A 24985-nucleotide genomic window follows, 5' to 3' on the forward strand; every position below is an offset into this window, starting at 1 on the left:
AGATACAGTATTTCAACAAATCGCTGAAACTATAGCAATGCATTAACATTCAATGAATTGCATAAATTCCGCTCTTGGTATTTCCTTGGCGCCAAATCGTTCTAAATGTTGCGTATATACTTGACAGTCGATTAGTTTATAGCCTCGATTCAAAAGTTTTTCTACCCAAAAGCAAAAGCCGACCTTGGACGCATCGCTTACTTTTGTAAACATACTTTCACCACAAAAAATCTTTTTCTCAGGTAAATCGATGCCATACAATCCACCTACTAATTCATCATCTTTCCAAACTTCAATAGAAACCGCTATCCCTTTTTGGTGAAGAATTTCATATGCTGAAACCATCTCAGCGGTAATCCAAGTACCTTTTTGTCCTTTTCGCGTGATTTTGGCACATTGTTGAATTACTTCCGAAAAATTTTGATTGACTGTTATTTTGAAAACTCCGGAGCGAATTGTTTTCTGAAGTGTTTTTGAAATGTGAAGTTCATTTGGAACCAATACCATACGAGGGTCTGGACTCCACCAAAGGATTGGCTGGCCCTCTTCATACCATGGAAAGATGCCTGAATTGTAAGCTAATTTCAACCGTTCGAGCGACAAATCCCCACCAATAGCCAATAGGCCTTCTGCTGAAGCCGAGCGAACGGGTGGAAACCAAAGGTCATCATTCAATAGTACCATACATTACCAAAGTAATAAACCTGTGATAAATACCACAATCCCGATACACATCAGCAATAAGGTATACGGTAAAATCTCTCGTGCCTTTAGTTTTGTAATCCCTAATAATGGTAAGGCCCAGAAGGGTTGTAGCATGTTTGTAATCTGATCGCCATAGGCTAGTGCCATTATCATTTTAGGGATGGAAACGCCCAGTTTTAAGGCCGATTCGATGACGATTGGTCCTTGTACAGCCCATTGGCCACCACCACTTGGCACGAAGATATTTACCAAGCCTGCACTGAAAAAGGTAAAGATCGGCAAGGTAGTTTCTGTAGCTACCGAAACAAAGAAATCGGAAATCTGCACCACCATTCCACTTTCTCGCATGATTCCCATAATTCCAAAATACAAAGGAAATTGTATCAAAATGCCACTGGCTCCTGAGATTGCTTCCTCCACAGCTCGAAGGTAACTGGCAAAACTTCCATGAAGCAGTAGCCCCAAACCAAGCATAAAGAAATTCAACATATTTGGCGTAATTATGAAATTTGAAATATTATCGAAATACTGATACCCAAAGGCGACGAGTATCAACAATCCGAAAAACACCCCAACCCACTTAGAACGGTCGATTCGCTCGGCACCCTTTGCAGGTTGTTCTTCTTCAACTTCACCTGAATACAGCGGTAAATTGACGGGCGTAGTTGAAACCTTCTTCCCCATTAAAAAGAGAAAGCTAGGCAACAGCACCAATAAAATTCCAAAAAGCAACAGATTAAAACCGCTAAATATCGTTTCCGAAGAGGGAATTACCACCGGCAATTGCGCCACTAGTGAAGTATCCATTCCCTGCATCAGACTTGCCAAATGACCTGTTTCCGCAACTTTCAACGGAGCCGAGCCACTCATCCCGCCATGCCAAATCATCAATCCCACATAGCCGGCCGCACCCACTAAGGGATAGTTGATATTAAAATTACGCACCTGAGCTGCTTCCGCTACTTTTCGCGCCATAATGGCTCCGAAAATAAGTCCGAGTCCCCAATTAAAAAACGACACCAACATCGTGGTAACGCTCACCAACAATACAGCGTTGGAAGTATTCGAAACCCCTTTGGTTAAGGTATTGATAAGCCTTGTCATCGGTTTGCTAAGCACCAAAATATGGCCCAATACCAAAATCAGCATCATTTGATAGGCGAAGACCAACAGATCGTTATTCCAGATTCCGTTTTCCCACCATGAAAGTATGGCCAAGGCATGATTTTCTTCAGCTGGAGCGTCGGTAAAAAATAAGGCCAGTAACATGGTCACCAACGTAAGAATTACGGCAATGGCAAATGGAGAAGGTAAAAATCTTCGAAAGAGGGTTTCGATGGTCTGGGTGATCTTCATACAGCTAAAATAGAAAAAGCCTGTAGCATACTGCCACAGGCTTTCAAAAATAACTTTTTTGCATCCTTAGAACGGAAGGTCGTCGTGATCTTCTTCGTTGAAATCGTTCGCTGGCTCAAATGCATCGGCAGGCGGTACCGGTGGCATATCGTTGGAAACCGATTGGTCTATATTCTCGATCCGCCATCCTTGAATAGAGTTGAAATATTTAGTCTCTCCTTGCGGATTGGTCCATTCGCGTCCTCTAAGGTTAATTTGTATCTTCACATTCTGACCTACCTGAAAATTATTGAGCAAGTCTGTCTTGTCCTGCACAAATTCGATCATTAGGTGTTGTGGGTATTGTTCTTCTGTGGTTATGACCACTTCACGCTTACGGAATCCATTATTTCCGTAGGTTTTGGTCTCATCTATCATCTTGATTTTTCCCTGTACTTCCATGTTTCGCTGTCTATTATTTTAAAAGGGTTGAAATATACTAACTCGTATTGGCTCCCCCAACTGAGGGCCTATTATTTTATTCACAATTCTTTGGCAAGCAACAATTTCCATGCGTGTGAAATATTTCCCTCGCACAATAATTCTTGGGCTCTCGTATGAAGTTCTTCATCGCTCCCGGAAGCCATCACATACTGTTCGGTCTCTGAAGCGCTGTCGATAAAATGCTGGATCTCATCCCTTGTCGGAAGTCGTTCCACATTCCCTAACATCCCTAAATCGTTTCCGGTAAGCACCGAACTGTTTCGAATGGAGGCTGGCAACGCATCGATGCCCATCCCTAAGCTTCGCAACGGCTTGGGCACTTCAAACATACCGTCTTTGGCACGGCTATACCAATTTCCTCCCATTCGGGCAACGGCATCCAATTTTGCGGGATCGATAGTTCCCTTTTCATCTAAAATTGCTTCATCTATGTGCAACTTCACCACTTCGCAGATAACTAAATTTCCTGCACCACCTTCTTCACCCAAAGCGATGACCTCGTTCACCTTGCATTCAAACTGTGCGGGCGATTCTTTTACGCGTGGAGGTGTAACGACGTCCGATTTAACTTCCGTAAAACCAGCCTTGATAAATTCGTTTACACCTTTCGGATATTCGGTGGAGGAAAGCGACATCTGTTGTACCATGCTATGGGTAACAATATTGATAACGACCTCCTTGGTTTCCAAAACATTCTCCAAAGTATGCTTGGTGGTATTATCACGCACCCTACGTGCAGGTGAAAAAACCATGATAGGTGGATTCGCACTAAAGACATTGAAAAAACTATAGGGCGAAAGGTTTACGTTCCCTTCACCATCAACTGTACTGGCAAAGCAAATTGGCCGTGGTGCCACCGCTCCCAGCAAGTAACCATGCAGTTTTGGAGTGGGCAATTCTCTTGGATCCATTGTTTTCATATACACAAAGGTACCCAAACTAGCTGCCTCAAAAAAACGCGAAAAGGCAATAATTTCAGGAAAATTCCTTTAACTGTTATTAGTAGCAAAATGCTACATTTGACAAAAACACCTTCCTTTATGTTTAATAGATTGGCCTTTACCCGCTGGTTTTTTATTATTTCGGCCCTCGTTATCATTACGCTGATTATTTGGAACAGCTTTGCATTTTTCAATCAGTTGAAGGAGGACGAACGCAGCAAGATGAAGGTTTGGGCCGCAGCACAAGAAGAGTTGCAAAAGCTAAGCACTGCTGAAAATGCAGTGAGCGAGACCGCCTCGGCTGTCATTCAAAGTAATAATACCACTCCTATGATAAGTTATAGTCACCTTTCCGGCGACTATAACACTCGAAATATTCCAGATCAACAGATAGATACTCCTGAAAAACTACAGCAACTTATCGAACAGTTTACGACCGAATACAAGCCTATTGAAGTGCGGTATGAGGACGAATTACTTCAAACAATCTATTACGGAAATTCAGGCTTGATCAACAAATTGAAGTATTACCCTGCCGTTCTGATCCTAATTATTCTACTCATTTTTCTAGCGATTTACCTATTCTACCAAACTTCCAAAAGTGCAGAACAGAATAAACTTTGGGCCGGAATGGCAAAGGAAACCGCCCATCAAATCGGAACACCTTTATCATCGTTGGTGGGTTGGACTGAAATCTTGAAAAATGAGAAGGTCGATCCTGAGTATATAGTTGAAATGGAGAAAGACATCGATCGGCTTAAGACGATTACCGAACGTTTTTCGAAAGTGGGAAGTATTCCAGAACTGAAGCGAAAAGATCTAGTTGCTGAAACCAAAGCTGCGGTGGGTTATTTACAACGACGCAGCAGTAAACTGATTCGTTTTGAGCTTTTGCTCCCCGACGAACCCATTTATGTAGATTTAAACTCACAACTGTTAGGGTGGACAATTGAAAATCTGGTTAAGAACGGTATCGATGCCATGAAAGGAAAGGGCAGTATAACAGTAGCCATAGAGCAAACGTCGAAAAAGGCGCTCCTGAGGGTTAGTGATACTGGAAAAGGAATTTCCAAGAGGCATTATAAAAAGGTGTTTGCCCCCGGATATACCACCAAAAAACGCGGCTGGGGATTAGGGCTTTCGTTGGCAAAACGTATCATTGAAACCTATCATAATGGTCGTATCGGAGTATTAAAAAGCACGGTAGGGGAAGGAACGACAATTGAAATCCAATTACGAAAAAGCGATGGCTAAGGAAGTTGAGCATATTTTATTGAAAGCGGAATTAAACAACAACTGTCCTGAATGCTTCGCGACGGATGGATTGGAATTGACCTTTATGCAGAAAGAAAAACTGACGAAATGGTACCGAAAAGCTTCGCCAGAAATTGGCGAACAATTGATTTGCCATACATGTGGGACAACCCTGTACCCTATCCGGTGGACAGAAGATATTGAGCGCGTGTATCAATACCATAAGAAGCGGCTTCGACCCTTATCCTCGAAAATGCGGTTGCGGCTCTTTTCAAAGAAATAAACAAATTATGAAGGGGTTTCAATTAAAATCGACTATCGACTATATGTCCTATTGGAAAGACTATCCAAAAAATGCTCAAAAGCGGCTACAGCAGCTACGTAAAATAATTATTGAAACTGCCGAAAAATCGGAAGTGGTAGATACCATAGAGGAAACCCTAAAATGGGGCGAAGTAAGCTATGTAACTAAAAAAGGAAGTACGATCCGTCTCGATTGGAAGCAAAAAAACCCAGATAAAGTGGCGCTCTATTTTAATTGCAACACCAAACTCATTCCTACTTTTCGGATGGTGTTTCCAAAAACCTTCGATTATGAAGGTAGCAGAGCGATTGTATTATCCATGGACAAATCATTACCAAAAAAGGAGCTTAAAAGTTGTGTAAAAACGGCTTTGCAATATCATAAGGTGAAGCATCTTACCGATTTGGGGATGAACTAATCACCTAACTATATTACTTTATTATCTAAAAAATGGTCTCATGGGAAATCTCACTATACATCTAGCCAAGCACCTACGTGACATTCACTTCGGGGGCAATTGGACCGATGTAAACCTAAAAGACACGCTGGCTAATGTTTCAATTGAAGAAGCGCAGCAACAAGTAAACTCCTGCAATTCGATTCTTACGTTGGTGTATCATATGCAGTATTATATTGAAAAGATAACGCCTGTTTTCGAAGGAAGAGCGCTGCAAGCAAGCGACAAGGAGAGTTTCACCCATCCTACGATTATGTCAGAGGAAGAATGGAAAGCATTTCAAAGTACCATTTGGAAACGGGTTGAAACATTAGCAAATCATATTGAAGTTTTACCCGAAGCGGCATTATGGAAAGACTTCACCAATGCGAAATACGGTAATTATTATCGGAACATTCAAGGTATCATCGAACATTCCCACTATCACCTAGGCCAGATTGTACTTTTGAAAAAGATACTACGTTCGTAGCTTACTGAAGCTTTTGCCGAATCTCGGCCGCCAATTCCGCCATTTCATCATCCGTCATGGAAACCTTGGAGGAAAAATCCATATCATCCATACTGTTCAGTGGAATGAGATGTACATGAACATGTGGCACTTCCAATCCGATAACCGCCATTCCCACGCGATTACAGTCAACTGTTTTTTCAAGTGCCTTCGCCACTCTTCTGCTAAACTGCATGAGCTGTAGATACATATGTTCACCAAGGTCGAAAAGTTTATCTACCTCTTCCTTCGGAACACAAAGGGCATGCCCTTTCGCATTTGGGTTAATATCTAAAAAAGCGATGAAATTTTCGTCTTCCGCTACTTTATGGCAGGGAATATCACCATTTATAATTTTTGTAAAAATCGATGCCATACTTATTCGCGTGTTATTTCGAGTATTTCAAATTCCATCGTACCATTCGGTACTTTTATTTCAGCCGTATCGCCTACTTGCTTTCCAAGCAACCCTTTCCCGATCGGAGAATCGACCGAAATCTTACCGCTTTTTAAATCGGCTTCACTTTGGGCTACCAGTTTATATTTCATTTTTGCCCCGTTCGTTTTATTCTTAATAGTAACTGTGCTGTGCACCAAGACCTTTGAAGTATCTAACTGCGATTCGTCTATTAATCTGGCATTGGCCAAAACCTCTTCCAGTTTCGAAATACGCATTTCCAATAATCCCTGTGCTTCCTTAGCGGCGTCATATTCGGCATTCTCACTCAAATCGCCTTTATCTCGGGCTTCGGCTATCGCTTGGGAAGCCTTCGGACGCTCTACGTCCTTTAATTGATTTAATTCATCCCGAAGTTTCTTCAATCCTTCAGCAGTGTAATACGATACTTTGCTCATATCATCATCATTTTAATATACAAAAAGCACGTCCGACAACTGTGGGACGCACTAGCTCTTTCTTCCAACATCGTTGGGAATTAAAAAAATCCCATGCGGGACGGGATTTTTTATCTAATACAAATATACTAAAAAATTAGTTCTCGCGTATTTATAGTAGTTTTACACCCAAAATTTTGGCCATGAAAAAAGCTGCCCTGCTATTCCTATTTTGCGCACTACTATCGTGTAAAAACGACGATGACAATTTAAATGATAATCCGTATTTAACACAGCCCTTAATCAGTTTGGATCTAAACCTAAATTTACCGCAATACGATGCGCTCAATTTCCCAAGCAGCACGGTAGTGATTACAAGCCAAGGCATTCGCGGTATCATCGTATATAATGTGAACAACAGCCAATATCTTGCGTGGGAGTTATCAGATCCGAACCACATTCCCAACGATTGCTCTGCCATGGAAGTTGAATTTCCGTTTGCGGAATGTACCTGCGACGACGACAATCGATACGATATTACGACTGGACAACACGTCGATAATCCTGACTTATATCCTATGCAATTCTATCGCGCCGAACGTGTTGGGAACATAGTTCGGATTACTAATTAAAACTTGATCGTTGCCCCAATCAAATAATTGATGGTTGCCTGTGGATAGTAGCCAGCTCCTTCAAAAGTGGTTACGTTTCCTTCTCCATCTACATCGTCGAAGGTAAAGAAATAGCCATTCGACACATATTCTTCATTAAATACGTTGTTCAATAAGCCACTAAAAAGAATTTCATCTACCAACGGAGCAGTATCCCACCGATATACTACATTTAAATCTGTTACGGTAAAGCTATCCAAGATGGACGCTTCACTGTCGATATTACCCATATATTGTTCGCCTACGAACTTTGTAAGCAAGGCCGCTTCGAAGTTTCGGAACGGACGAAACGCCAACGCACTTGCCGCTACAATTTCAGGGGAATAGGAAATATTGGTATTTCCAAGACTCACCAATTCGCCATCGCGAGAAGTAACGAAATCCTTATTTTTATTGGTGCTCAACGCAATATTGGGTCGCCAGCTTAATGTTTCGGTAAAAGAAATATCCGCGTCGATTTCAATCCCCAATCGGTAGCTTTCACCACTAGTAGCACGAATAGGCGACCCCACATCGTCAATGGCTCCTGTTAAGACCAATTGGTTCGTGTAATCCATGTAATAGAGATTGGTATTCACCTTTGCTTTTTCTGAAGCGAAACGCCAGCCCAATTCATAATCGTCCAAGCGCTCGGCCGAAAAGATATCCTGTTCAAAATCGCTTCGTCTTGGTTCGCGATGCGCTCTTCCGAAAGACGCATAAAACTGGTTACTTTCATTCAAACGATACGTCAATCCCGCTTTTGGATTAAAAAACTCATATTTCTCTCGATCATTCAGTTCGATTAAATCGGAAGTAGTTCCCCTTGCTTCATAGTTTACAAAACGTCCCTGTAAATCTAAATACGCACTCCATTGGTCATCGATACGGTAGGTAGCCTTTGAAAAGACGGTAACTTCAGCTTTGTCACCGATTCCGAAGTAGTATCGGTCGCGGATTTCACTTCCACCCGCATTCTGGGCCCAAATAACTTCCCCATAGTGATCGCCATCATAGAAACTGTAGAATGCTCCTCCCGAAACATCAAATTGATTGTCTTTATAGTTCACATTCGCATTTACAGCGTAAAAGTCATTATCCAACCACCTACGGCGAATCAAATCGGTGGTATTGATCACTTCACCTCCTAGCTCTATCGGTTCAAAACCATAATAATCGAAGTCTTCATCTTCACGATATTGTTCGAAGTATCCTCTTCCGTAGGTATAATTCAACGAAACATTGCTACTCCAAAAGCGATTATATTTCTGGTTCCACACCACTTGAAAATGGTCCTGTGCATAATTATCGACTTCATTGTCATAAAATCTTACATTACCCTCTTCGTCAGTATAAAGGCCAGCAGGGTTAAAACGGCGATCTTCTTCCAAGGTTTCAGCATCGATTCCAAAGTATGCCTGATAGGTTTCTTCCCTACCACCAAAGGTTAACGCTTTTATGAGTGTATTCCCTTCCATATAGGCCGCTTGAAGAAAGTAAGACTTCAAATCCGACGTAGCACGATCGATATAGCCATCACTCTGAATGTTCGATAAACGGCCGGAAACTTCAAATTTATCGTTAATCAATCCCGTGCTAAAGCGAACATTATGCTTATGGGTGTTATACGAGCCAAAGGAATTGGTAAGTTCGCCAAAAGCTTCTTCCGAAACCTCATCGGTCAAGATATTCAAACTGGCACCAAAGGCACCGCTACCATTCGTGGAGGTTCCAACCCCTCGCTGTAGCTGAAGGTTTTGAACAGAGGACGCAAAATCGGGTAAATTCACCCAAAAGGTTCCCTGGCTTTCGGCATCGTTGTACGGAATTCCATTTAAGGTTACGTTTACACGCGAGGCATCGCTACCGCGCACCCGAATGTAGGTATAGCCCACCCCGGCACCAGCGTCACTTGTGGTAACGACTGACGGCAAATAATTTAATAAAATAGGTAAATCCTGTCCCAAATTGCGTTTCTCGATGGTTTCCCGATCGAGATTGCTGTGGGTAATGGGCGAGTCGGCATCTACACGGACTGCCTTGATAAGTACTTCCTCCAATGCTTCCACATCGGTAGAGTCTTGTTGTTGTTGCGCGTCTGGTTCTTGCGCATGGGCTGCTACTAAAGTTAATATTAGCGCAGCCGAAATAAATAACGATTTCATTCGTAAAGGTTTATACGAATAAAAGGGGTCATTATTCTCGGTTACTAAAAATGATTTGAACTGAAAAAGAGTCTTTTTCAGCTGTCCCTAAACAGCATTACCTGTTCTAGGTTCCATGGGTATAATCTCAGCTTTTCTAAATGTTGAAATCTGAATTCAGCATGGCAAAAGTGTACTTCTGCATTCTAAATTCTACATTCTAAATTTAAATAGGCACCCCTTTGAGATGTGCGCGCAAAGGTAACCAACAATATCACCTTACAAAAAGCCTTACTTCTATTTTTTTTACGAAAACCTTAATAGTTCGACCCTCTTCAACTGTGTATTTTTGAATATGGCGACGTTTAAAAATAGATTTACGCTAAAGGTAATCGCCAGCTATGTGGTGCTGGCCGCCATCGCTATGGGCGTAGGCTATGTATTGTATCAGGAATATCAACGCCTGAGTACTGCCGACACCAATACGATGAATGAGGAACGTTATTTCGAAACTGGTTCGCTTATCAATTTGGTGTATGAAACAGATAGTTTTTCGCGCCTTGCCTTGCTTACCTTGGAAGAAGACGATTTCGAGCAATATGTTTCGCTTCAGGATTCTTTACAACAGCAATTAGAACGGTTGAAGGAGTTATTGGTTTCTGATATTCAAGCGCAACAATTGGATAGTGTGCAGGAATTGTTGGTGGAGAAAAGAAGTAATATTGAACAGCTACGAGTGTTGAAGATTACCAATCGAGGGAATACTACCTTAGATGATTTATTGGAAGAATTCAAAAAATTGGACAATACCTTGGGTCGGCTTTCGGTTGAAACCTTCGTGCAAAATCCAGCACGGCTCAGCAATCGCGAACGCGCCTACTTTCAATCCTTGGTGGAACTGATAAACCGAAACAATCAAGCCGATACGGTTCAGGTAGATGCTACCGTAGTCGATTCCATGCTTACGGCTTCCCGTTATATCGTCAACCAAGCGAAACAAGCCGATTCGCGGGCACGTCGGTCGTTAGAGGAAAAAGAAAGTCAACTTATCGAAAATGACCTTCAACTGTCGGAGCAGTTACGAAGTTTGATTACCCAAATCGAGGCAGAAATCGTGGCTCAAAATGAATCCTTAGCATCTTCTCAAAAGGCTTCACAGGAGAAGACAGCTACGTTTTTAAAAATTGCGGCAATTATCAGTTTTCTGGTCGTTATTTTCTTCACTTATATTGTTTTAAGTGATTTCTTCCGCGCCGAACGATATAAAGAATCGCTCGCGGAGGAGAAAACCTATGCCGAATCGCTGTTGAAAAGCCGCGAACAGCTTATGGCAACAGTTAGTCACGACCTCAAAACACCCTTAAACACCATTGTAGGTTATAGCGAATTATTAGAACAGGGAAACCTCGACAAACGCAACAAACACTACGTTGGTCAGATCAGCGACAGCAGTCATTATATTACAAAATTGGTAAACGACCTTCTAGACTTCTCCAAATTGGAAGCCGGAAAACTGACGGTCGATGCTATCCCCTTTTCACTGGAAAATATGCTTCGGAAAATAGGCGAAGCCCATCAGGAACTGTTTAAGGAAAGTTCGGTCGCACTTCAGCTAAATATTTCAGAAGAAATTAAGGGCAACACCTATAAAAGCGATCCACTTCGGCTACAGCAAATTTTGAACAACCTGGTCGGGAATGCCTTTAAGTTTACCGAAACGGGAACAATTTCCCTTTCAGCAACAGTTGAAGCACTTGTAAAAGAAGAGGCTCACACCATTCAGATCTCCGTAAGCGATACCGGTCCAGGGATTCCGAGGGAGCGATTAGAGGATATTTTTAAGGAATTTACACAGATTGAGGATGAAAATAGCGTTAAAAAGGAAGGATACGGACTTGGGCTTGCCATTTCGAAAAAACTAGCAACGTTGTTGGGAGGATCATTAACCGTACAAAGTGAAGTCGGAAAAGGCACAACATTTTTGCTGCTCGTCACCTTACCCTTAACCGAGAATGGCATCGCACAACCTTCCCCTTCGAAATTGGCATCTGCCACCACCTTGAAAGCTATGATTTTTGACGATGACACTGCCATGTTGGACATGCTACAACGCTTGAATGAACAACTGAATATCAGCATAGAAACCTGTTCGGATGGTTCGAAATTCGATTTTGAAAAAGTGTCGAATCTGGATTTTATACTGACCGACATTCAGATGCCTGCGATGAGTGGGTATGAGGTGTTGGGTGAAGTGAAGAAGTGGGCAGACATTCCCGTGATAGCTATGACCGGCAATAGAAGTAATAACCGAACCCATTATCTGGAAAAAGGCTTTGCCGAAGTTTTGGAAAAACCCTTTGGGAAAGCACGCTATGTTGAAGCGCTTGAAACAGTATTAGGCGTTTCTTTCGCTCCCCACGATCCAGAAAAAGCTATTGCAGAAACAGAATCAACTACTCTTTTCGACTTAACCTTGTTGCTCAGTTATATGGGTGATGAAGCAGCGGTCCAACCAATTTTAAAAACCTTTATTTCAGAAGCCAAGCACGATTATAAAAATTTGGAAGCATCGGTCACAGCCGAAAAAATTGATGAAGCGAAACAGCATGCCCATAAAATGCTTACCATGACCCGACAGTTACAAGCAATACAGGTTGTCGAACAGTTGGAAGCCATCGAAGATGCGGAAACATCGGATATTGAATTTTATAAAAATCAAACCCAGAAACTCAAAAGGTCACTAGAAGAGCTCTTTTCAGCACTTGAACGGAATATGGACGAAATGTCTTAAGTGTCAATTTCGTATTGGGCAATTTTGTTGTAAAGTGTTTTTCGGGTAATGTTTAGCAATCTAGCTGCTTTCGATTTGTTGAAGTCGGCTTCCTTTAGGGCGTTTTCAATCAGTTTCTTTTCGTTGCTTTCCTTTGAAAAATCTTTTTGGATTGAAGATTTGGTATCGGAAAGCACTTCCTTTGGAATCGCTTCCAAGGATATCGTGTCGCCTTGGGTAAGCAAGACCGATCGCTTGATAACGTTGCGAAATTCGCGAAGATTCCCCGGCCATCGATAGCGCTCAAAAGCAGTTTTTACCTCTGGTGACAGACCGATTACATTTTTATCTAACGACGCATTCGCTTCATTTAAAAAATGCTCGGTAAATAGAAAAAGATCTTCTTGCCGTTCGCGTAGCGAAGGAATATGGACCGAAAATTCATTTAAACGGTGATATAGATCTTCACGAAATTCACCTTCCTCAACAGCTTTCAGTAAATCTTCATTAGTAGCTGAAAGAATGCGAACATCGACACTGATTTCCTTATTGCTTCCTACCGGTTTAATTTTTCGTTCTTGCAACGCACGAAGCAATTGTACCTGGTTTTCATAATTCAAGTTGCCTACCTCATCGAGAAATAAGGTTCCTCCATCGGCTGCTTCAAAGTGACCTATCTTATCGTTTACGGCTCCGGTGAAGCTTCCCTTAACATGACCAAAAAACTCACTGGCTGCAATTTCCTTGGGAATGGCACCACAATCCACCGCTATAAAAGGTTGTAGGGAACGCTTGCTAAACTGATGGATGGCCTTTGCCGCTACTTCCTTCCCCGTTCCGCTTTCCCCCTGAATAAGCACGCACATATCGGTAGGACCGACCAATTCCAAATACTGATTAAACTTTTTAGAGGCTTCACTAATACCTACTACAAAATCCTTTTTTACAGGCTTTGTTGAAGATACTGTCGTCTTTTCTGTTTCAGGTGGTGCGGAAGAAGCCGTGGATTTCTCAAAATCTTTCTGCAAGGCTTCTTCAATAACCATCAATAATTCCTCTGGTCGAAACGGTTTTGAAATATAGTCGATTGCTCCCTTTTTGATAGCTTCCACAGCCGTGGTCACATCGGCATGACCTGTCATTAGAATAACCGGTAGGTGTGGCGTTTCAGATTTACAGAAATCGAGGAGTTCAAGTCCGGAGCCATCGGGAAGTTTTAAATCGGTTATCAACGTGTCAAAAGAGTCTTCCTGAAGTAGTTTTTTGGCGTTTTCGGCATCCATAGCCGTTACCAATTCGTAGCCCTTGCGTTCGAGGTACGTGACTAGCATGGTACGAAACGCGACATCATCTTCAACAATTAAAAACTTCTGGGCCATGGCAATAGTGGTGAAGCACAAAAATACGGACTCATAGCCCCAACCCACTTTAAAATTTTCATAAAAAAAAGGGCGCCAATTGGCACCCTTCTTCCGAAGTATTAAATCAAAAATTACCGCAGCTTACTGCTTCTTCAACCACTCGCCTTTAGCGTTGGCATATACTGTTTTTTCGCCCATTTTTTCAGTGGCTAGGACAAGTTTATATTCTCCTTTTTCGTTTTTGTAAGCTTTCGATACTGTTGCTCCTTCAAAATCTTTTCCAACGGATTCCAATACTGGTTGTGGAAGTTCTGAAGCTTTGATTTCCTTGAAATCCTGAATGTCTTGCAATTCAGTGATTGCTTGATCTACTGTTTCGGCTTCTTGCTCTTGGGGAGTTGCTTGCGCAATTTTATCTTGAGCGTTTACTGCGGTTAGTGATCCTACTACTAGTGCGGATGCAAAAATTAACTTTTTCATAGTTTTCTTATTTTTTAAAATTTCTAATTAGGTTTGTTACTAATTGCTTAGATATAAGAAAAGAAAGTGCCAACACTTACGAAAGCCCCTAATAAACACATAATTAACTGTATTTTAGTGTTTTATGTCTTGTGATATATTCTAGGGATATCTAGAAATGTGTTACTTTTTAGGAAACAGTGTGTAACTATTACACAGAAGTTGGTGTTTATCGATCTAATTTGGGAGGCTTTCGATCTTTCTTTTTCATCGCTTGCTTCTTTTTCTCCCGTAAACGCTTCTCGATGGCCCGTCGTGGCTTTTTCGTTTTCTTCCGTTTCTTTTTGGGTTGAAGATGGTGTGAAATAAAATTGACAAGACGTTCGATAACCAGGGTTTTGTTGCGATGTTGACTACGGGTTTCCGAACACTCCATGTGAAGAGTACCGTCTGAGTCCAATTTATTCGATAAGCGGTGAAGCAACCGTTCCTTCTCTTTATCGCTAAGTGCTTGTGAAGTTTTAATATTGAAGGCTACCTTCACCTTTGAAGCCGTCTTATTGGCGTGTTGCCCACCTGGACCACCGCTTTTGACGGCTGTAAAATCGAATTCGGTAAGGAGTAAATCGGTATTCAAAACTTAGAGGTTGGGTTGGTGTTCACGATTCAATAGGTCATTTACCGTTTTAACCGGATTAAAGGTTTGAAGGGGTACTTCAACAAAAATAGTATTCCAGTATGCCATGCCACCATTCCACAGTCCCGGAAGTTCCATAGCCTTTAGTGGTTTTCCATTAAGCGACTTCTGACTGATAAAGCCCGCTTTGTTGTTTACGAAGTCCTCAAGATCGTATTTCTTTCCGGTATGGTCACGAACCCCACAAACAATATCAACCGGATTAAAATGCGTGGCTGTTTGAACTGTATTTTGTTGTGTTGCATTATCTAAATCGATTTGTGCTGTTTCCACTATCTGAAGGGTCGTACTACCATCAGAATCGATAACCCAAAAGGGGCCGCCACCGGGAGCACCGGTATTTTTTACCACTCCACAGACACGAATCGGTCTGTGTAGTTTTTTATAGAGCTCCTTTGGGGTATCGGGAATATCCTTACAATTAAGTTCGTTCCATAAAAATGCTTTTATATCGTTAATGGTTTCCTTGGAGACGGTACTTTCAGAAAGTGCCTTTAAATAGGTGAAGGTCTGTTGCTGCACTGAAAGAAGTTTACCCCCCAACATTTTTTTATAATGTGCGATATCCTCAACATACGGTTCTGCTACCACATTATCGATATTTTTGATAAACACCACGTCGGCGTCAACTTCATTCAAATTTTTAATCAATGCTCCATGACCACCGGGACGAAAAACCAAGTTGCCTTCTTCATCACGAAATGGTTCGTTCGTTGGAGTTGCAGCAATGGTATCGGTTGCCTTCTCCTGAAAGGAATAAGAGATATGAAATTCCGTTTTAGTTTTTTTCTCGACCCTATTTTTAATGTCATGAAACTCCTTTCGAAAGGCATTCAAATGCTCTTCAGAAAAAGTAAAATGTAAAAATGCCTTCCCTCTCGCAGCAGCATAGAACGCCGCTTCATATAATTGCTCCTCAAAAGCAGTAGCACTATATTTGGTGTATTTGTGAAAAGGAACCAAGCCTTTGGGCTTATCGGCATACTTTAGGCCTTTATCGGTTAATAAAGCCTTTGCATAATAAATAGCACGGGGGCCTTTCTGACTATTTTTATAGTCATCGTATTGCTGACGGATAACCCTTCTGACTTCATTGGTAAAGGGAAAATGCTTTAAGGAATCGAAAAAGGTCTTAGCTGCTTTGTTATCGGTTCGTTTACAATACTGCGCAAAGCTTTCATCCTCTGGATCGTATTCCGATAAAAACGTATGTAAAAATCGAAACATACGCGTGGCTGCTCCAGAGGCGGGTACAAATTTTACAAGTTCAAGTGTATCTTTCTTTTTTTCATATAACGAAACCAGTTTTTCTTCTTCTTTCTGCGATAGATGGGTAATTCCATTATCGATAGTAGCCGCTGTTATCACATGAGTAAAGGGTATTCCCTTTTCAAAGGTCTTTAGTTGTTGCTCGACCTGTAAGCGGCTAGAGCCGTGTTCTTCAATCTGTTTTAGGTCTTGGTCTGTTAGCATAGTTTGTTACCTCAATAATGTGTCGATGACCTGGGAAGCAGTTTGCATCCTGGCTTTTATTGTTCCTTTTAGAATGGTGTAGGGAAGTGAATAGTGCGACAACTCCTCTTCAAAAATACGAAACATTTCGACTCTATCATTAGGTCGATCCCTTAAAATATCAGGTGTCCAAGGCACATCGATATCAGTAAGAAAATAATGATGGTAATAATGATTTTCGACGGCTTCCAAAAGGTAGGACGGACAGCCTTCGTCATAGTAATAATTTGTGTACACCTTTAGCTCTCGAAGGTTGGTATCGCAAAACAAAAGTTTATCCGCTTTCAGTGTCTGCTTATTTTCTGCTTTCATCTGACCTTCCGCTATTGGCAGAATGTCTGTCCGACGGATGGTTTCTCCCTTCGCCTCCCACTTTTGCTCTAAATAGCTTCGCATAAATTCGGGTACCCAATTGGTATTATATTTTTCCGCCAGGGCTTCGGCCAAGGTGGTTTTTCCAGTAGATTCGGGCCCAAACAGCACTATTTTCAGGATGGTGCTAGGTCGTTGCGTAAGTTTTTCTTCCATGCTTTATATCCGTAAATAGCGATTATCGTAAATAATGCGTATTGAAAGGCTGTAAATAACAATCCTTTGTAAATGTAGAGCGGCACCGAAATCAGATCGCCAATAATCCAATACACCCAATTCTCCAACTTTTTTCGAGCCATGAGCCACATGCCAACGAAAAAGATGGCTGTGGTAATTGTATCGACATAAGCCGTCCAACTATCCCATTTATCAAATATTTGATATATCCCAAAAACGAAGAGGATGGTGGCGACAAATAATAATACCGATGTTCGTTTCTCCTTGGTGGTGGTTGTAGTAATGGGAGTAAAATGAACAGCATCAACTTTTCGGGTCCAAACATACCAACCGTAAATACTCATAGCAAAATAATACCCGTTTATGAGCATATCGCCCAACAGCCCATACACCGATAGAATGTATACAAATATGGCTGTACTGATTATTCCCGTTGGATACACCAAAATATTGTCCTGCTTGGAATACCAAACGCTTAGGAACCCGAACAGAACCCCTATCAGTTCAAGAATGATTAGATAGGTCGGGATACCATCGTACTGACTAAAAAACCAATCAAAAATGAGGCTCATAGTCGCTTCTATCGCTTTTTACAATTTTCATATACAGCAAGCCTCTATCTACGGCTTCGAGTGCTGATTTCATATGTGGCACTAGCACTTTCATTACTTCATCATAAGAGCCATATACCTGTGTGCTCAGCGGATTTTCCTTTACGGTAAGTCCAGAACCACGTAATTCCTTTATAAAATTGATGATGGCCGGTTCGTAATCATCTTGAATCGGCGTTAGGGTTAATTCAACTGAAATATCCATATATCTTCTGCTAATTTCTTCAAAGGTACTATTATAATTTCGTTGCTCAAGAGCTGCAACAGAAGCTAAAATGGCGCTGTTTTTGCAAGTACTTTCCCGAACCAAATCATTATCTTTAGCGCATGCGTATTCTGATAGCTGTATTTTTTATTTTTTTGGTGAATGCCTCGGCTTTGTCTCAAAATGAGGCCTTAGCCAAAAACTATTTTGAACAAGGTGAATATGAAAAAGCCTTGAGCATTTATGAAAAGCTTTACGAAGATACCCCAGGTCGTTTGGACTTCTTTCTTTCCCTTATTGAAAGTCATCAACAACTCGAACAATTTGAAGAAGCCGAAGCATTGTTGAAGTCGAAGTTACAAGGCGTTCGCCCAAATCCACAACTCTGGGTGCAGTTGGGTTATAACCATTCGCTTCAGCAACAAGATAGTCTGGCAAAACAATCCTACCAAAAAGCCATTGTAGCCGCAGAAGAAAATCCAAATTATGCCTATACCGTCGGAAGGGCTTTTTCCGATTATAGTTTATTGGAGGAGGCCGTTTCAGTATACACTAAGGCGATGCAAGCCGATCCTAGCAAGGACTATAATATCCAATTGGCACGACTATATGGTGAACAAGGACAATTGGATAAAATGTTTTCCAGCTATATCGATTTGATGCAGAGCAACCCTTCCTATCGTGCGGTAGCGCAACGGAATTTCAGTAGTTATATCACTGAAGACCCGCTAAACGAGGCCAATGAAGTACTTCGAAGAACGTTGCTTCAGCAACTACAGAACAATCCACAGTTGTTATACAATCAATTATTGAGTTGGTTGTTTGTTCAACAAAAAGAATATCGAAAAGCTTTCGCCCAAGAAAAAGCGATTTATAAAAGAAGTGAAGAGGAAACCCTTCGTGGCGTACTCGATCTTGCCCTCATTGCCATTTCGGAAGAAGCCTATGAGGATGCTGAAGAATTCGTTCAGTTTCTGATCGACAATAGTTATTCTCCTGAAGCAAAATTGCAGGGACATCAATATATGATGACCATTGCACTGAAAACGACACCACCCGAAGACTACCCAAAGCTCGAAAAAAGATTTGAGGAGTTATTGAATGAATACGGTCGCAATGCCAGCACCTATAAACTGCAAACCGACTATAACGAGTTTTTGGCCTTCAAGGCGGGAAAAAAGGAGCAGGCCATTCAAAATTTAAAGGATTTGTTGGCTACCAACCTCAACTCCTATCGCGAGGCCCATGTTAAAATGACCTTGGCTGATATTTTGGTATTTGATGAAAAGTTCAATCAGGCGCTTATTTATTATTCACAGATTCAAAGTAAGTTGGAAGGGAACGTCTTGGCGCAGGAAGCACGGTTTAAAGTGGCCAAAACCAGTTATTATAAAGGTGATTTTGAATGGGCGCAGGTACAATTGGACGTGCTGCGAAAATCGGCTTCCCAACTCATTGCCAACGATGCAATGCAACTAAGTTTGATGATTCGCGATAATTCTTTGGAAGACTCAACCCAAACCGCCCTAAAGAAATATGCGCGAGCCGACTTGTTAGCGCTTCAGAACAAAAATGAAGAGGCTATTACCTTATTAGACGATATCCTCATACAGAATAAAGGCGAGAAGATTGAGGACGAAGCGCTGTTAAAGCAAGCCAAGATTTATGAAGCCGTAAGCGATTATGAAAATGCCGAAGCCAACTATTTAAAGCTAATCGAGTTTTATAAAGATGATATTTTGGCCGATGATGCGTTTTTCTTGTTGGCAAAGCTGTACGAAGAAAAACTGGGGCTTCCCGAAAAGGCCAAAGAATATTACGAACAGATTATATTTTCCTACGCCGACAGTATCTATTTCGTTCAAGCCCGAAAACGCTATCGTTCGCTTCGTGGCGATGCGATTGAGTAGGGCTCGAAATTCTTCACTATATTGTCGCTATAAATTTTCGGTATGCGTGGTTTCAAAAAAATTGACTGGCTCAACCATTTTCTTGAGTTTATCGTAGTCATCATCGGAATCCTGTTGGCATTTCAACTAAACACCTGTTCAGAAGAAAAGGAACAGGCGAAGTTAATAGACCGTCACATTACTAATATCACAGAAGAGACGCGGTTCAACAAAACGAATCTAGAAAAAACCATAGCTGAGTCAAAACAACTGAAACAGACGGTGGATTCAATAATGACACTACTGGATTCGGATGGCCCACTATGGAATATCAATATGCTTAGCTTACAGGCACTTCGCCTAAACTATGCCTATTACAAACAAAATGCATATAATAGCTTAAAACAATCTGGAGACATTCGATTTATAGACGATTTGAACTTGCGCGACGACATTATCACACTCTATGAGTATTTCAATTGGGCAAGAGCTCTAGACGACGCCACCCGCGATACGTATCTGGATAATTTTCAACCGTATGTAATGAACAATTTCGACATGCGCCGCGCTACCCTTCAGGATCGAGAAAAATACCATAATCAGGTTTATAAGAATATCCTGACAAGCTATAGCTATATGATGCAATTTCGCTTACAGCGACAAGAAGAATTGCTGCAACGTATGACCGATTTTATTGAAAAGCACGGAAAGAATTCCTACTAAATAAAAAGAAGAAAAAACTATGTATATCTATAACGTAACGATTAATGTTGATGAAAGTGTTCACGACCAATGGCTTCTTTGGATGAAGGAAGAGCACATTCCTGCAATGTTGGATACGGGGAAGTTTAAAAAAGCCCTAATGACCAAGGTACAAGTGGAGGAAGAAATGGGTGGTATCACCTATTCCGTTCAATACAGAACCGATAGCAAGGCTACTCTTGAAAAATATTATCAAGAGGATGCGGATGAAATGCGTTCGCAGAGTGCCGCCTTTGAAGGAAAGTTCGTGGCCTTTAGAACCGAATTGGAAGTTATATGTGAACAATAAAAAAAGCCCGTCCGTTTCAGTGAAACTTGGGGCTTAATTCGAATGACATTGCTTGCTCCTCATCAAGAATGCCATACATTACTGATTGACAGCTAATATAGAAGTTAAATAAGTAATTTCTTACAAGAATTTGACGTAATTCAGTTTTAATCGATTAACTGCACGATTTGACGTTATTTTCTGATAATTAGCCGCTTATAACTTCCCCCTTCTTTCAGTACCTTTACTTTCAAAAGCATCACTTTATGTCAAAAAAGGTTCGCGCCAAAAAACATCTTGGTCAACATTTCCTTCACGATGAAAACATAGCGGAAAAAATTAGCGATACGCTTACGCTTGAAGGGTATAAACACATCATGGAAATCGGTCCCGGCATGGGTGTGCTTACCAAATATCTGATTCAAAAAGGTATGCCGGTAACCGCATTGGACGTAGATACGGAATCTATCGCTTATTTAGAAAAAGAGCTTCCGGCCATCAACCTCACCATCGAGGAAGCCGATTTCCTAAAAATCGATCTTTCTGATTTCTTCAATGGAGAACCCTTTGCCGTTACGGGTAATTTCCCCTACAACATCTCCTCCCAAATCGTATTTAAGGCCTTGGAAAATCGCGAGCGAATTCCTGAATTCACGGGTATGTTTCAAAAGGAAGTCGCCCAACGCATTTGTGAAACAGAGGGTTCAAAAACATATGGAATTCTTTCTGTATTAGTGCAAGCATTTTATGAAGCTGAATATTTATTTACGGTGAAGCCAGGTGTTTTTTCACCCCCTCCAAAAGTGGATAGCGGTGTCCTTCGCTTACGGCGGAAAGAAAATTATTTGCTTCCCTGTGATGAAGCTTTATTCTTTAAAGTGGTAAAAACAGGCTTTCAACAACGACGAAAAACGTTAAGGAATAGTTTAAAATCCTTCGAACTCTCCGATAAACTGAAAGAAGATACTATCTTTGGGCAACGCCCGGAACAACTATCGGTGGCGCAATTTATATCGCTCACCCAAAAGATAGAACAGCATGCCCTTTCAACTGACAAATGATTTTATCGAGCAAATAGAGCAGCTCATCACCAATCGTGATGGGAATGCCCTACGGGAAACCTTTGCCGAAATTCACTTCGCCGATGTGGCTGAAATTCTAGAAGAACTGAACTTCGAGGACGCCACCTATTTGGTGAAACTACTCGACAGTCAGACCACTAGTGAAGCGCTCATGGAGCTGGATGAAGACTTCCGTGAACGTATCCTGAGCAATCTTTCTCCGGAAGAAATCGCACAAGAGCTACAGGAAATGGATACCGATGATGCGGTAGACGTAATGGGCGAATTGGATGAAGAGGTGCAACAACAGGTAATCGGAAGCATTCAGGATACCGAGCATGCCGCCGATATCGTCGAAATGTTGAAGTACGACGAAGATACGGCCGGAGCCCTGATGGCGAAAGAATTAGTACGGGTAAAGGAAACTTGGACGGTTGCCGGCTGTGTTCGGGAAATGCGACGACAAGCTGAAAACGTGACGCGGGTTCATTCTATCTATGTTACCGATAAAGAAGGAAAACTGATCGGTCGGCTTTCACTAAAGGACTTGCTTACCGCAGCTGAAAAAACTAAGATAAGTGAAGTATTTATACCAAAAGTGGATTATGTTACCGTTCATACCGACAATGAAGAGGTAGCCCGTATCATGCAGAAGTACGATCTAGAAGCGATTCCTGTGGTAGATGAAGATGGTGTGCTGGTCGGACGTATTACCATCGACGATATTGTAGATTTTATCAAGGAAGAAGCCGAACGCGATTATCAGATGGCAGCCGGTATTTCTGAAGATGTTGAAGCGGATGATAGCATCTTTCAACTCACACGAGCACGTTTACCTTGGTTGGTACTCGGACTTTTCGGGGGATTGGGAAGCGTGTACATCATGCAAGGTTTTGATGAAGCACTCGCCAGCTTTCCGATTTTGTTCTTTTTTACGCCACTTATCGCTGCGATGGCAGGAAATGTGGGCGTACAATCCAGTGCGATTATCGTTCAGGGATTGGCAAACGACTCCCTACGTGGAAGCCTTTTCAATCGATTGATGAAAGAGGTTGGACTTGGTATGATTAATGGCTTAGCATTAGGATTTTTAGTGATTATTTTCGGTTTGGTCGTAGGCCAAGACCAAATGGTTAGCCTCACCATTGCAATTTCATTGCTGTCTGTCATTATCGTAGCCGCTCTGATTGGGACTTTTGTCCCCATTATTCTCGACAAACGCGGGATCGATCCCGCCATTGCTACCGGTCCTTTTATTACCACGAGCAACGATATCTTTGGAATCTTTCTGTTTTTCTACATCTCCAAATTAATGCTAGGGTTTTGATGATGATTTTTTCTGAAAAACTTGTAGTACCCAGTTCTGCCATCGATGAGAACGGACACGTTAATAACATCACCTATCTACAATGGTGTATCGATTTAGCTGAAAAGCATTGGTTTGCAAAAGCCCCAAAGGAATACACCGAAAACTATTTTTGGGTAGTGTTGAACCACTTCATCGAATACAAAAACCCTAGTTTTGAAGGTGAAGAACTGTTACTTGAAACCTGGGTAACCTCCGCCGAGGGCGTTAAGAGCGAACGGAACTATAAAATTTCCAGACCTTCAGACGGAAAAGTAATGGTAAATGCCAAAACCCTTTGGTGCTATGTCGAATTCGAATCGCAGAAGCCGTCACGGATTCCTACCGAAATTCAAGAATTATTCTTATAAGCAATAGGATATCAACAGTTTCACCCCTTATTCCTGTTGACAAAAACTCTTCATTTGCACCATTTCAACTTTCTAAAATGGTTACTTTTAATAGTGTTAAACTAGATTTTTCTTTACCGTGACCATACTTCACCTAGATAACAATCATCCCATTCTTCAGCAACGCCTTAAAGAAGCTGGTTTTACCAATGTTGAAGATTACACTTCTTCAAAAGAAGAAATTCAGAAAACCATTTCGAAATACGAAGGCATCATTATTCGAAGTCGCTTTAAAATCGATAAGGAATTTTTGGATGCCGCAAAGAAGTTGACATTTATTGGCCGTGTTGGGGCTGGACTAGAAAGTATCGACACCGTTTATGCCGAACGAAAGGGAATACAACTGTTCTCCGCTCCTGAAGGCAATCGCAATGCCGTAGGTGAACACGCTTTGGGTATGCTCCTATCTTTATTTAACAAGTTGAATAGCGCCGACAAGCAGGTAAAAAGCGGTCAATGGAATCGCGAGGAAAACCGAGGTACCGAGCTCGACGGAAAAACGGTTGGTATTATCGGATATGGAAATATGGGGAAGGCCTTCGCCAAAAAATTGAAAGGATTCGATTGTACGGTCCTTTGTTATGATATTAAAGAGGACGTTGGCGACCGAAACGGAACCCAGGTTTCGTTGAAAACGCTTCAGGAAATGGCCGATGTGGTCAGTTTGCATACCCCTTGGACGCCATTAACCGATAAAATGGTGAATAGCGATTTTATAAATGCTTTTTCAAAACCCTTTTGGTTTCTGAATACGGCTAGAGGAAGAAGTGTGGTTACGGCCGATTTGGTTTCAGCGTTGAAGGAAGGAAAGATTCTGGGTGCCGGTCTCGATGTGCTCGAATATGAGAAACTCTCCTTCGAATCGCTGTTTTCTGAAGAAATGCCTCCTGCATTTCAAGAATTGCTTGTTATGGAAAATGTCCTTCTTAGTCCACATGTGGCCGGTTGGACGATGGAAAGCAAGATAAAATTGGCAGAGACCATTGCCGAGAAAATTCTGGATACCTTTGGGGCATCATGAAAAAGACAATTTTCGTCTTCGGCATCCTTATCATAGCCCTGCTAAGCCTATTTCAGCTTAGTTCCTATTCCATAATGGCAGGCGATTTGTCTTCAGAAGTCTTCATTGCGATCACCGCCATTATCTTTTTGATACTAGGTTTTTGGCTTCAAAAAAGAAGAAAGGAGCGAACGATTCAACCCAAACCAGCACCTATCGATTCGGAAAAAATTAGCGAGTTGGGCATTACCGACCGCGAGCATGAAATTTTAGTAAAACTTTCAGAAGGACTCTCGAATAAGGAAATTGGCGAAACACTGTTTATTTCTGAAAGTACGGTTAAAACACATCTTTCCAACCTCTATTCTAAGTTAAATGTAAAACGGAGAACTCAAGCCCTACAGCAAGCAAAAAAGTTGCATATTTTGTAATTCCCACCTTCGTATGATGCGGTTTGGTACTTTCGTATGA

28 protein-coding genes are annotated in these 24985 nt (G+C 41.6%); 14 read left to right on the forward strand and 14 right to left on the reverse strand.

Annotated elements, in window-relative coordinates; genetic code table 11:
• Window positions 1-42: 42 nt before the first annotated feature.
• The 4 genes from aat to I4Q58_RS05680 all read right to left on the reverse strand — a co-directional run bounded on the left by aat (window position 43) and on the right by I4Q58_RS05680 (window position 3464).
• Window positions 43-684: a leucyl/phenylalanyl-tRNA--protein transferase gene (gene aat / locus I4Q58_RS05665; RefSeq protein WP_203294701.1), complete on the reverse strand. Its 642-nt coding sequence runs from the start codon at window positions 682-684 to the stop codon at window positions 43-45.
• Between the two features lie 3 nt (window positions 685-687).
• Window positions 688-2061, reverse strand: a complete 1374-nt coding sequence (locus I4Q58_RS05670; protein WP_203294703.1) for a short-chain fatty acid transporter — start codon at window positions 2059-2061, stop codon at window positions 688-690.
• 66 nt (window positions 2062-2127) lie between these two features.
• On the reverse strand, window positions 2128-2502 hold the full coding sequence (locus tag I4Q58_RS05675) for a DUF3127 domain-containing protein (RefSeq protein ID WP_203294704.1): 375 nt from the start codon (window positions 2500-2502) through the stop codon (window positions 2128-2130).
• Window positions 2503-2582: 80 nt separating this feature from the next.
• A complete protein-coding gene (locus I4Q58_RS05680; protein ID WP_203294706.1) occupies window positions 2583-3464 on the reverse strand; it encodes a flavin reductase family protein in 882 nt (293 codons plus the stop codon).
• A gap of 120 nt (window positions 3465-3584) precedes the next feature.
• Between I4Q58_RS05680 and I4Q58_RS05685 the strand changes: the two genes are divergently transcribed.
• Genes I4Q58_RS05685 through I4Q58_RS05700 form a run of 4 tightly spaced genes read left to right on the forward strand, consistent with a single transcriptional unit; the run spans window position 3585 to window position 5969 of the window.
• Window positions 3585-4739: a sensor histidine kinase gene (locus I4Q58_RS05685; protein WP_203294708.1), complete on the forward strand. Its 1155-nt coding sequence runs from the start codon at window positions 3585-3587 to the stop codon at window positions 4737-4739.
• A complete protein-coding gene (locus tag I4Q58_RS05690) occupies window positions 4732-5022 on the forward strand; it encodes a hypothetical protein (protein WP_203294710.1) in 291 nt (96 codons plus the stop codon). Before I4Q58_RS05685 ends, I4Q58_RS05690 begins: the two co-directional genes overlap by 8 nt.
• Before the next feature lie 7 nt (window positions 5023-5029).
• Window positions 5030-5461 carry a DUF1801 domain-containing protein gene (locus I4Q58_RS05695; protein ID WP_203294711.1) on the forward strand — a complete coding sequence of 144 codons (432 nt, stop codon included), beginning with the start codon at window positions 5030-5032 and terminating at the stop codon, window positions 5459-5461.
• Between the two features lie 40 nt (window positions 5462-5501).
• Complete coding sequence (locus I4Q58_RS05700) at window positions 5502-5969, forward strand: DUF1572 domain-containing protein (RefSeq protein ID WP_203294713.1); 468 nt, start codon at window positions 5502-5504, stop codon at window positions 5967-5969.
• A 1-nt stretch (window position 5970) separates the two neighbouring features.
• Here the strand turns inward: I4Q58_RS05700 and I4Q58_RS05705 are convergent, their stop codons facing one another.
• Together I4Q58_RS05705 and greA are read right to left on the reverse strand one after the other, a co-directional pair.
• A complete protein-coding gene (locus I4Q58_RS05705) occupies window positions 5971-6363 on the reverse strand; it encodes an HIT family protein (RefSeq protein ID WP_203294715.1) in 393 nt (130 codons plus the stop codon).
• A gap of 2 nt (window positions 6364-6365) precedes the next feature.
• Window positions 6366-6842: a transcription elongation factor GreA gene (greA, locus tag I4Q58_RS05710; RefSeq protein WP_203294717.1), complete on the reverse strand. Its 477-nt coding sequence runs from the start codon at window positions 6840-6842 to the stop codon at window positions 6366-6368.
• Between the two features lie 182 nt (window positions 6843-7024).
• Here greA and I4Q58_RS05715 point away from each other — a divergent pair, with 182 nt between their 5' ends.
• A complete protein-coding gene (locus I4Q58_RS05715; protein WP_203294719.1) occupies window positions 7025-7453 on the forward strand; it encodes a Rieske (2Fe-2S) protein in 429 nt (142 codons plus the stop codon).
• Here the strand turns inward: I4Q58_RS05715 and I4Q58_RS05720 are convergent.
• Window positions 7450-9636 (reverse strand): TonB-dependent receptor, encoded by a 2187-nt coding sequence (locus tag I4Q58_RS05720; RefSeq protein ID WP_203294721.1) that lies wholly within the window; start codon window positions 9634-9636, stop codon window positions 7450-7452. The two genes, I4Q58_RS05715 and I4Q58_RS05720, sit on opposite strands and share 4 nt — an antisense overlap.
• A 334-nt stretch (window positions 9637-9970) precedes the next feature.
• Between I4Q58_RS05720 and I4Q58_RS05725 the strand changes: the two genes are divergently transcribed.
• A complete protein-coding gene (locus tag I4Q58_RS05725) occupies window positions 9971-12406 on the forward strand; it encodes an ATP-binding response regulator (RefSeq protein WP_203294722.1) in 2436 nt (811 codons plus the stop codon).
• On the opposite strand, the gene I4Q58_RS05730 is transcribed toward I4Q58_RS05725, so the two are convergent.
• The 7 genes from I4Q58_RS05730 to I4Q58_RS05760 all read right to left on the reverse strand — a co-directional run bounded on the left by I4Q58_RS05730 (window position 12403) and on the right by I4Q58_RS05760 (window position 17779).
• Entirely contained in the window at window positions 12403-13764 is a 1362-nt protein-coding gene (locus I4Q58_RS05730) for a sigma-54-dependent transcriptional regulator (RefSeq protein WP_203294723.1), read from the reverse strand. The two genes, I4Q58_RS05725 and I4Q58_RS05730, sit on opposite strands and share 4 nt — an antisense overlap.
• A gap of 123 nt (window positions 13765-13887) precedes the next feature.
• Complete coding sequence (locus I4Q58_RS05735) at window positions 13888-14226, reverse strand: hypothetical protein (RefSeq protein WP_203294724.1); 339 nt, start codon at window positions 14224-14226, stop codon at window positions 13888-13890.
• A gap of 208 nt (window positions 14227-14434) precedes the next feature.
• A complete protein-coding gene (gene arfB / locus I4Q58_RS05740; protein WP_203294725.1) occupies window positions 14435-14842 on the reverse strand; it encodes an alternative ribosome rescue aminoacyl-tRNA hydrolase ArfB in 408 nt (135 codons plus the stop codon).
• A 3-nt stretch (window positions 14843-14845) separates the two neighbouring features.
• Entirely contained in the window at window positions 14846-16375 is a 1530-nt protein-coding gene (locus tag I4Q58_RS05745) for a DUF4301 family protein (RefSeq protein ID WP_203294726.1), read from the reverse strand.
• A gap of 6 nt (window positions 16376-16381) precedes the next feature.
• Window positions 16382-16942, reverse strand: coding sequence for an AAA family ATPase (locus tag I4Q58_RS05750; protein WP_203294727.1), 561 nt, complete (start codon window positions 16940-16942; stop codon window positions 16382-16384).
• The gene (gene pnuC, locus I4Q58_RS05755; RefSeq protein ID WP_203294728.1) at window positions 16903-17535 is read right to left on the reverse strand and encodes a nicotinamide riboside transporter PnuC; all 633 of its coding nucleotides are present in this window, start codon (window positions 17533-17535) and stop codon (window positions 16903-16905) included. The genes I4Q58_RS05750 and pnuC overlap by 40 nt, the downstream gene beginning before the upstream one ends.
• Entirely contained in the window at window positions 17519-17779 is a 261-nt protein-coding gene (locus I4Q58_RS05760) for a thiamine-binding protein (protein WP_203294729.1), read from the reverse strand. Before I4Q58_RS05760 ends, pnuC begins: the two co-directional genes overlap by 17 nt.
• Window positions 17780-17901: 122 nt before the next feature.
• Here I4Q58_RS05760 and I4Q58_RS05765 point away from each other — a divergent pair, with 122 nt between their 5' ends.
• From I4Q58_RS05765 to I4Q58_RS05800, 8 genes are all read left to right on the forward strand, one after another.
• Window positions 17902-19689 carry a tetratricopeptide repeat protein gene (locus tag I4Q58_RS05765; RefSeq protein WP_203294730.1) on the forward strand — a complete coding sequence of 596 codons (1788 nt, stop codon included), beginning with the start codon at window positions 17902-17904 and terminating at the stop codon, window positions 19687-19689.
• A 42-nt stretch (window positions 19690-19731) separates the two neighbouring features.
• Window positions 19732-20391 (forward strand): hypothetical protein, encoded by a 660-nt coding sequence (locus tag I4Q58_RS05770; RefSeq protein WP_203294731.1) that lies wholly within the window; start codon window positions 19732-19734, stop codon window positions 20389-20391.
• A gap of 19 nt (window positions 20392-20410) precedes the next feature.
• Window positions 20411-20719, forward strand: a complete 309-nt coding sequence (locus I4Q58_RS05775) for a DUF4286 family protein (RefSeq protein WP_203294732.1) — start codon at window positions 20411-20413, stop codon at window positions 20717-20719.
• A gap of 245 nt (window positions 20720-20964) precedes the next feature.
• Window positions 20965-21759, forward strand: a complete 795-nt coding sequence (gene rsmA, locus I4Q58_RS05780) for a 16S rRNA (adenine(1518)-N(6)/adenine(1519)-N(6))-dimethyltransferase RsmA (protein ID WP_203294734.1) — start codon at window positions 20965-20967, stop codon at window positions 21757-21759.
• The gene (mgtE, locus tag I4Q58_RS05785) at window positions 21737-23086 is read left to right on the forward strand and encodes a magnesium transporter (RefSeq protein WP_203294736.1); all 1350 of its coding nucleotides are present in this window, start codon (window positions 21737-21739) and stop codon (window positions 23084-23086) included. Before rsmA ends, mgtE begins: the two co-directional genes overlap by 23 nt.
• Window positions 23086-23475, forward strand: a complete 390-nt coding sequence (locus tag I4Q58_RS05790) for an acyl-CoA thioesterase (protein WP_236002847.1) — start codon at window positions 23086-23088, stop codon at window positions 23473-23475. The genes mgtE and I4Q58_RS05790 overlap by 1 nt, the downstream gene beginning before the upstream one ends.
• Before the next feature lie 118 nt (window positions 23476-23593).
• Window positions 23594-24535, forward strand: coding sequence for a 2-hydroxyacid dehydrogenase (locus I4Q58_RS05795; protein WP_203294740.1), 942 nt, complete (start codon window positions 23594-23596; stop codon window positions 24533-24535).
• A complete protein-coding gene (locus tag I4Q58_RS05800) occupies window positions 24532-24945 on the forward strand; it encodes a response regulator transcription factor (RefSeq protein ID WP_203294742.1) in 414 nt (137 codons plus the stop codon). Before I4Q58_RS05795 ends, I4Q58_RS05800 begins: the two co-directional genes overlap by 4 nt.
• Window positions 24946-24985: the final 40 nt, after the last annotated feature.

Source organism: Luteirhabdus pelagi (assembly GCF_016827595.1).
GTDB lineage: Bacteria > Bacteroidota > Bacteroidia > Flavobacteriales > Flavobacteriaceae > Luteirhabdus > Luteirhabdus pelagi.

Coding starts and splice junctions, on each gene's coding strand:
- I4Q58_RS05745 (WP_203294726.1), bottom strand. CDS start 16,375: ATGCTAACAGACCAAGACCTAAAACAGATTGAAGAACACGGCTCTAGC.
- I4Q58_RS05680 (WP_203294706.1), bottom strand. CDS start 3,464: ATGAAAACAATGGATCCAAGAGAATTGCCCACTCCAAAACTGCATGGT.
- pnuC (WP_203294728.1), bottom strand. CDS start 17,535: ATGAGCCTCATTTTTGATTGGTTTTTTAGTCAGTACGATGGTATCCCG.
- greA (WP_203294717.1), bottom strand. CDS start 6,842: ATGAGCAAAGTATCGTATTACACTGCTGAAGGATTGAAGAAACTTCGG.
- I4Q58_RS05800 (WP_203294742.1), top strand. CDS start 24,532: ATGAAAAAGACAATTTTCGTCTTCGGCATCCTTATCATAGCCCTGCTA.
- aat (WP_203294701.1), bottom strand. CDS start 684: ATGGTACTATTGAATGATGACCTTTGGTTTCCACCCGTTCGCTCGGCT.
- I4Q58_RS05670 (WP_203294703.1), bottom strand. CDS start 2,061: ATGAAGATCACCCAGACCATCGAAACCCTCTTTCGAAGATTTTTACCT.
- I4Q58_RS05705 (WP_203294715.1), bottom strand. CDS start 6,363: ATGGCATCGATTTTTACAAAAATTATAAATGGTGATATTCCCTGCCAT.
- rsmA (WP_203294734.1), top strand. CDS start 20,965: ATGTCAAAAAAGGTTCGCGCCAAAAAACATCTTGGTCAACATTTCCTT.
- I4Q58_RS05730 (WP_203294723.1), bottom strand. CDS start 13,764: ATGGCCCAGAAGTTTTTAATTGTTGAAGATGATGTCGCGTTTCGTACC.
- I4Q58_RS05700 (WP_203294713.1), top strand. CDS start 5,502: ATGGGAAATCTCACTATACATCTAGCCAAGCACCTACGTGACATTCAC.
- I4Q58_RS05725 (WP_203294722.1), top strand. CDS start 9,971: ATGGCGACGTTTAAAAATAGATTTACGCTAAAGGTAATCGCCAGCTAT.
- I4Q58_RS05765 (WP_203294730.1), top strand. CDS start 17,902: ATGCGTATTCTGATAGCTGTATTTTTTATTTTTTTGGTGAATGCCTCG.
- I4Q58_RS05690 (WP_203294710.1), top strand. CDS start 4,732: ATGGCTAAGGAAGTTGAGCATATTTTATTGAAAGCGGAATTAAACAAC.
- I4Q58_RS05760 (WP_203294729.1), bottom strand. CDS start 17,779: ATGGATATTTCAGTTGAATTAACCCTAACGCCGATTCAAGATGATTAC.
- I4Q58_RS05695 (WP_203294711.1), top strand. CDS start 5,030: ATGAAGGGGTTTCAATTAAAATCGACTATCGACTATATGTCCTATTGG.
- I4Q58_RS05790 (WP_236002847.1), top strand. CDS start 23,086: ATGATGATTTTTTCTGAAAAACTTGTAGTACCCAGTTCTGCCATCGAT.
- I4Q58_RS05775 (WP_203294732.1), top strand. CDS start 20,411: ATGTATATCTATAACGTAACGATTAATGTTGATGAAAGTGTTCACGAC.
- I4Q58_RS05735 (WP_203294724.1), bottom strand. CDS start 14,226: ATGAAAAAGTTAATTTTTGCATCCGCACTAGTAGTAGGATCACTAACC.
- I4Q58_RS05675 (WP_203294704.1), bottom strand. CDS start 2,502: ATGGAAGTACAGGGAAAAATCAAGATGATAGATGAGACCAAAACCTAC.
- I4Q58_RS05715 (WP_203294719.1), top strand. CDS start 7,025: ATGAAAAAAGCTGCCCTGCTATTCCTATTTTGCGCACTACTATCGTGT.
- I4Q58_RS05685 (WP_203294708.1), top strand. CDS start 3,585: ATGTTTAATAGATTGGCCTTTACCCGCTGGTTTTTTATTATTTCGGCC.
- I4Q58_RS05750 (WP_203294727.1), bottom strand. CDS start 16,942: ATGGAAGAAAAACTTACGCAACGACCTAGCACCATCCTGAAAATAGTG.
- I4Q58_RS05720 (WP_203294721.1), bottom strand. CDS start 9,636: ATGAAATCGTTATTTATTTCGGCTGCGCTAATATTAACTTTAGTAGCA.
- I4Q58_RS05770 (WP_203294731.1), top strand. CDS start 19,732: ATGCGTGGTTTCAAAAAAATTGACTGGCTCAACCATTTTCTTGAGTTT.
- mgtE (WP_203294736.1), top strand. CDS start 21,737: ATGCCCTTTCAACTGACAAATGATTTTATCGAGCAAATAGAGCAGCTC.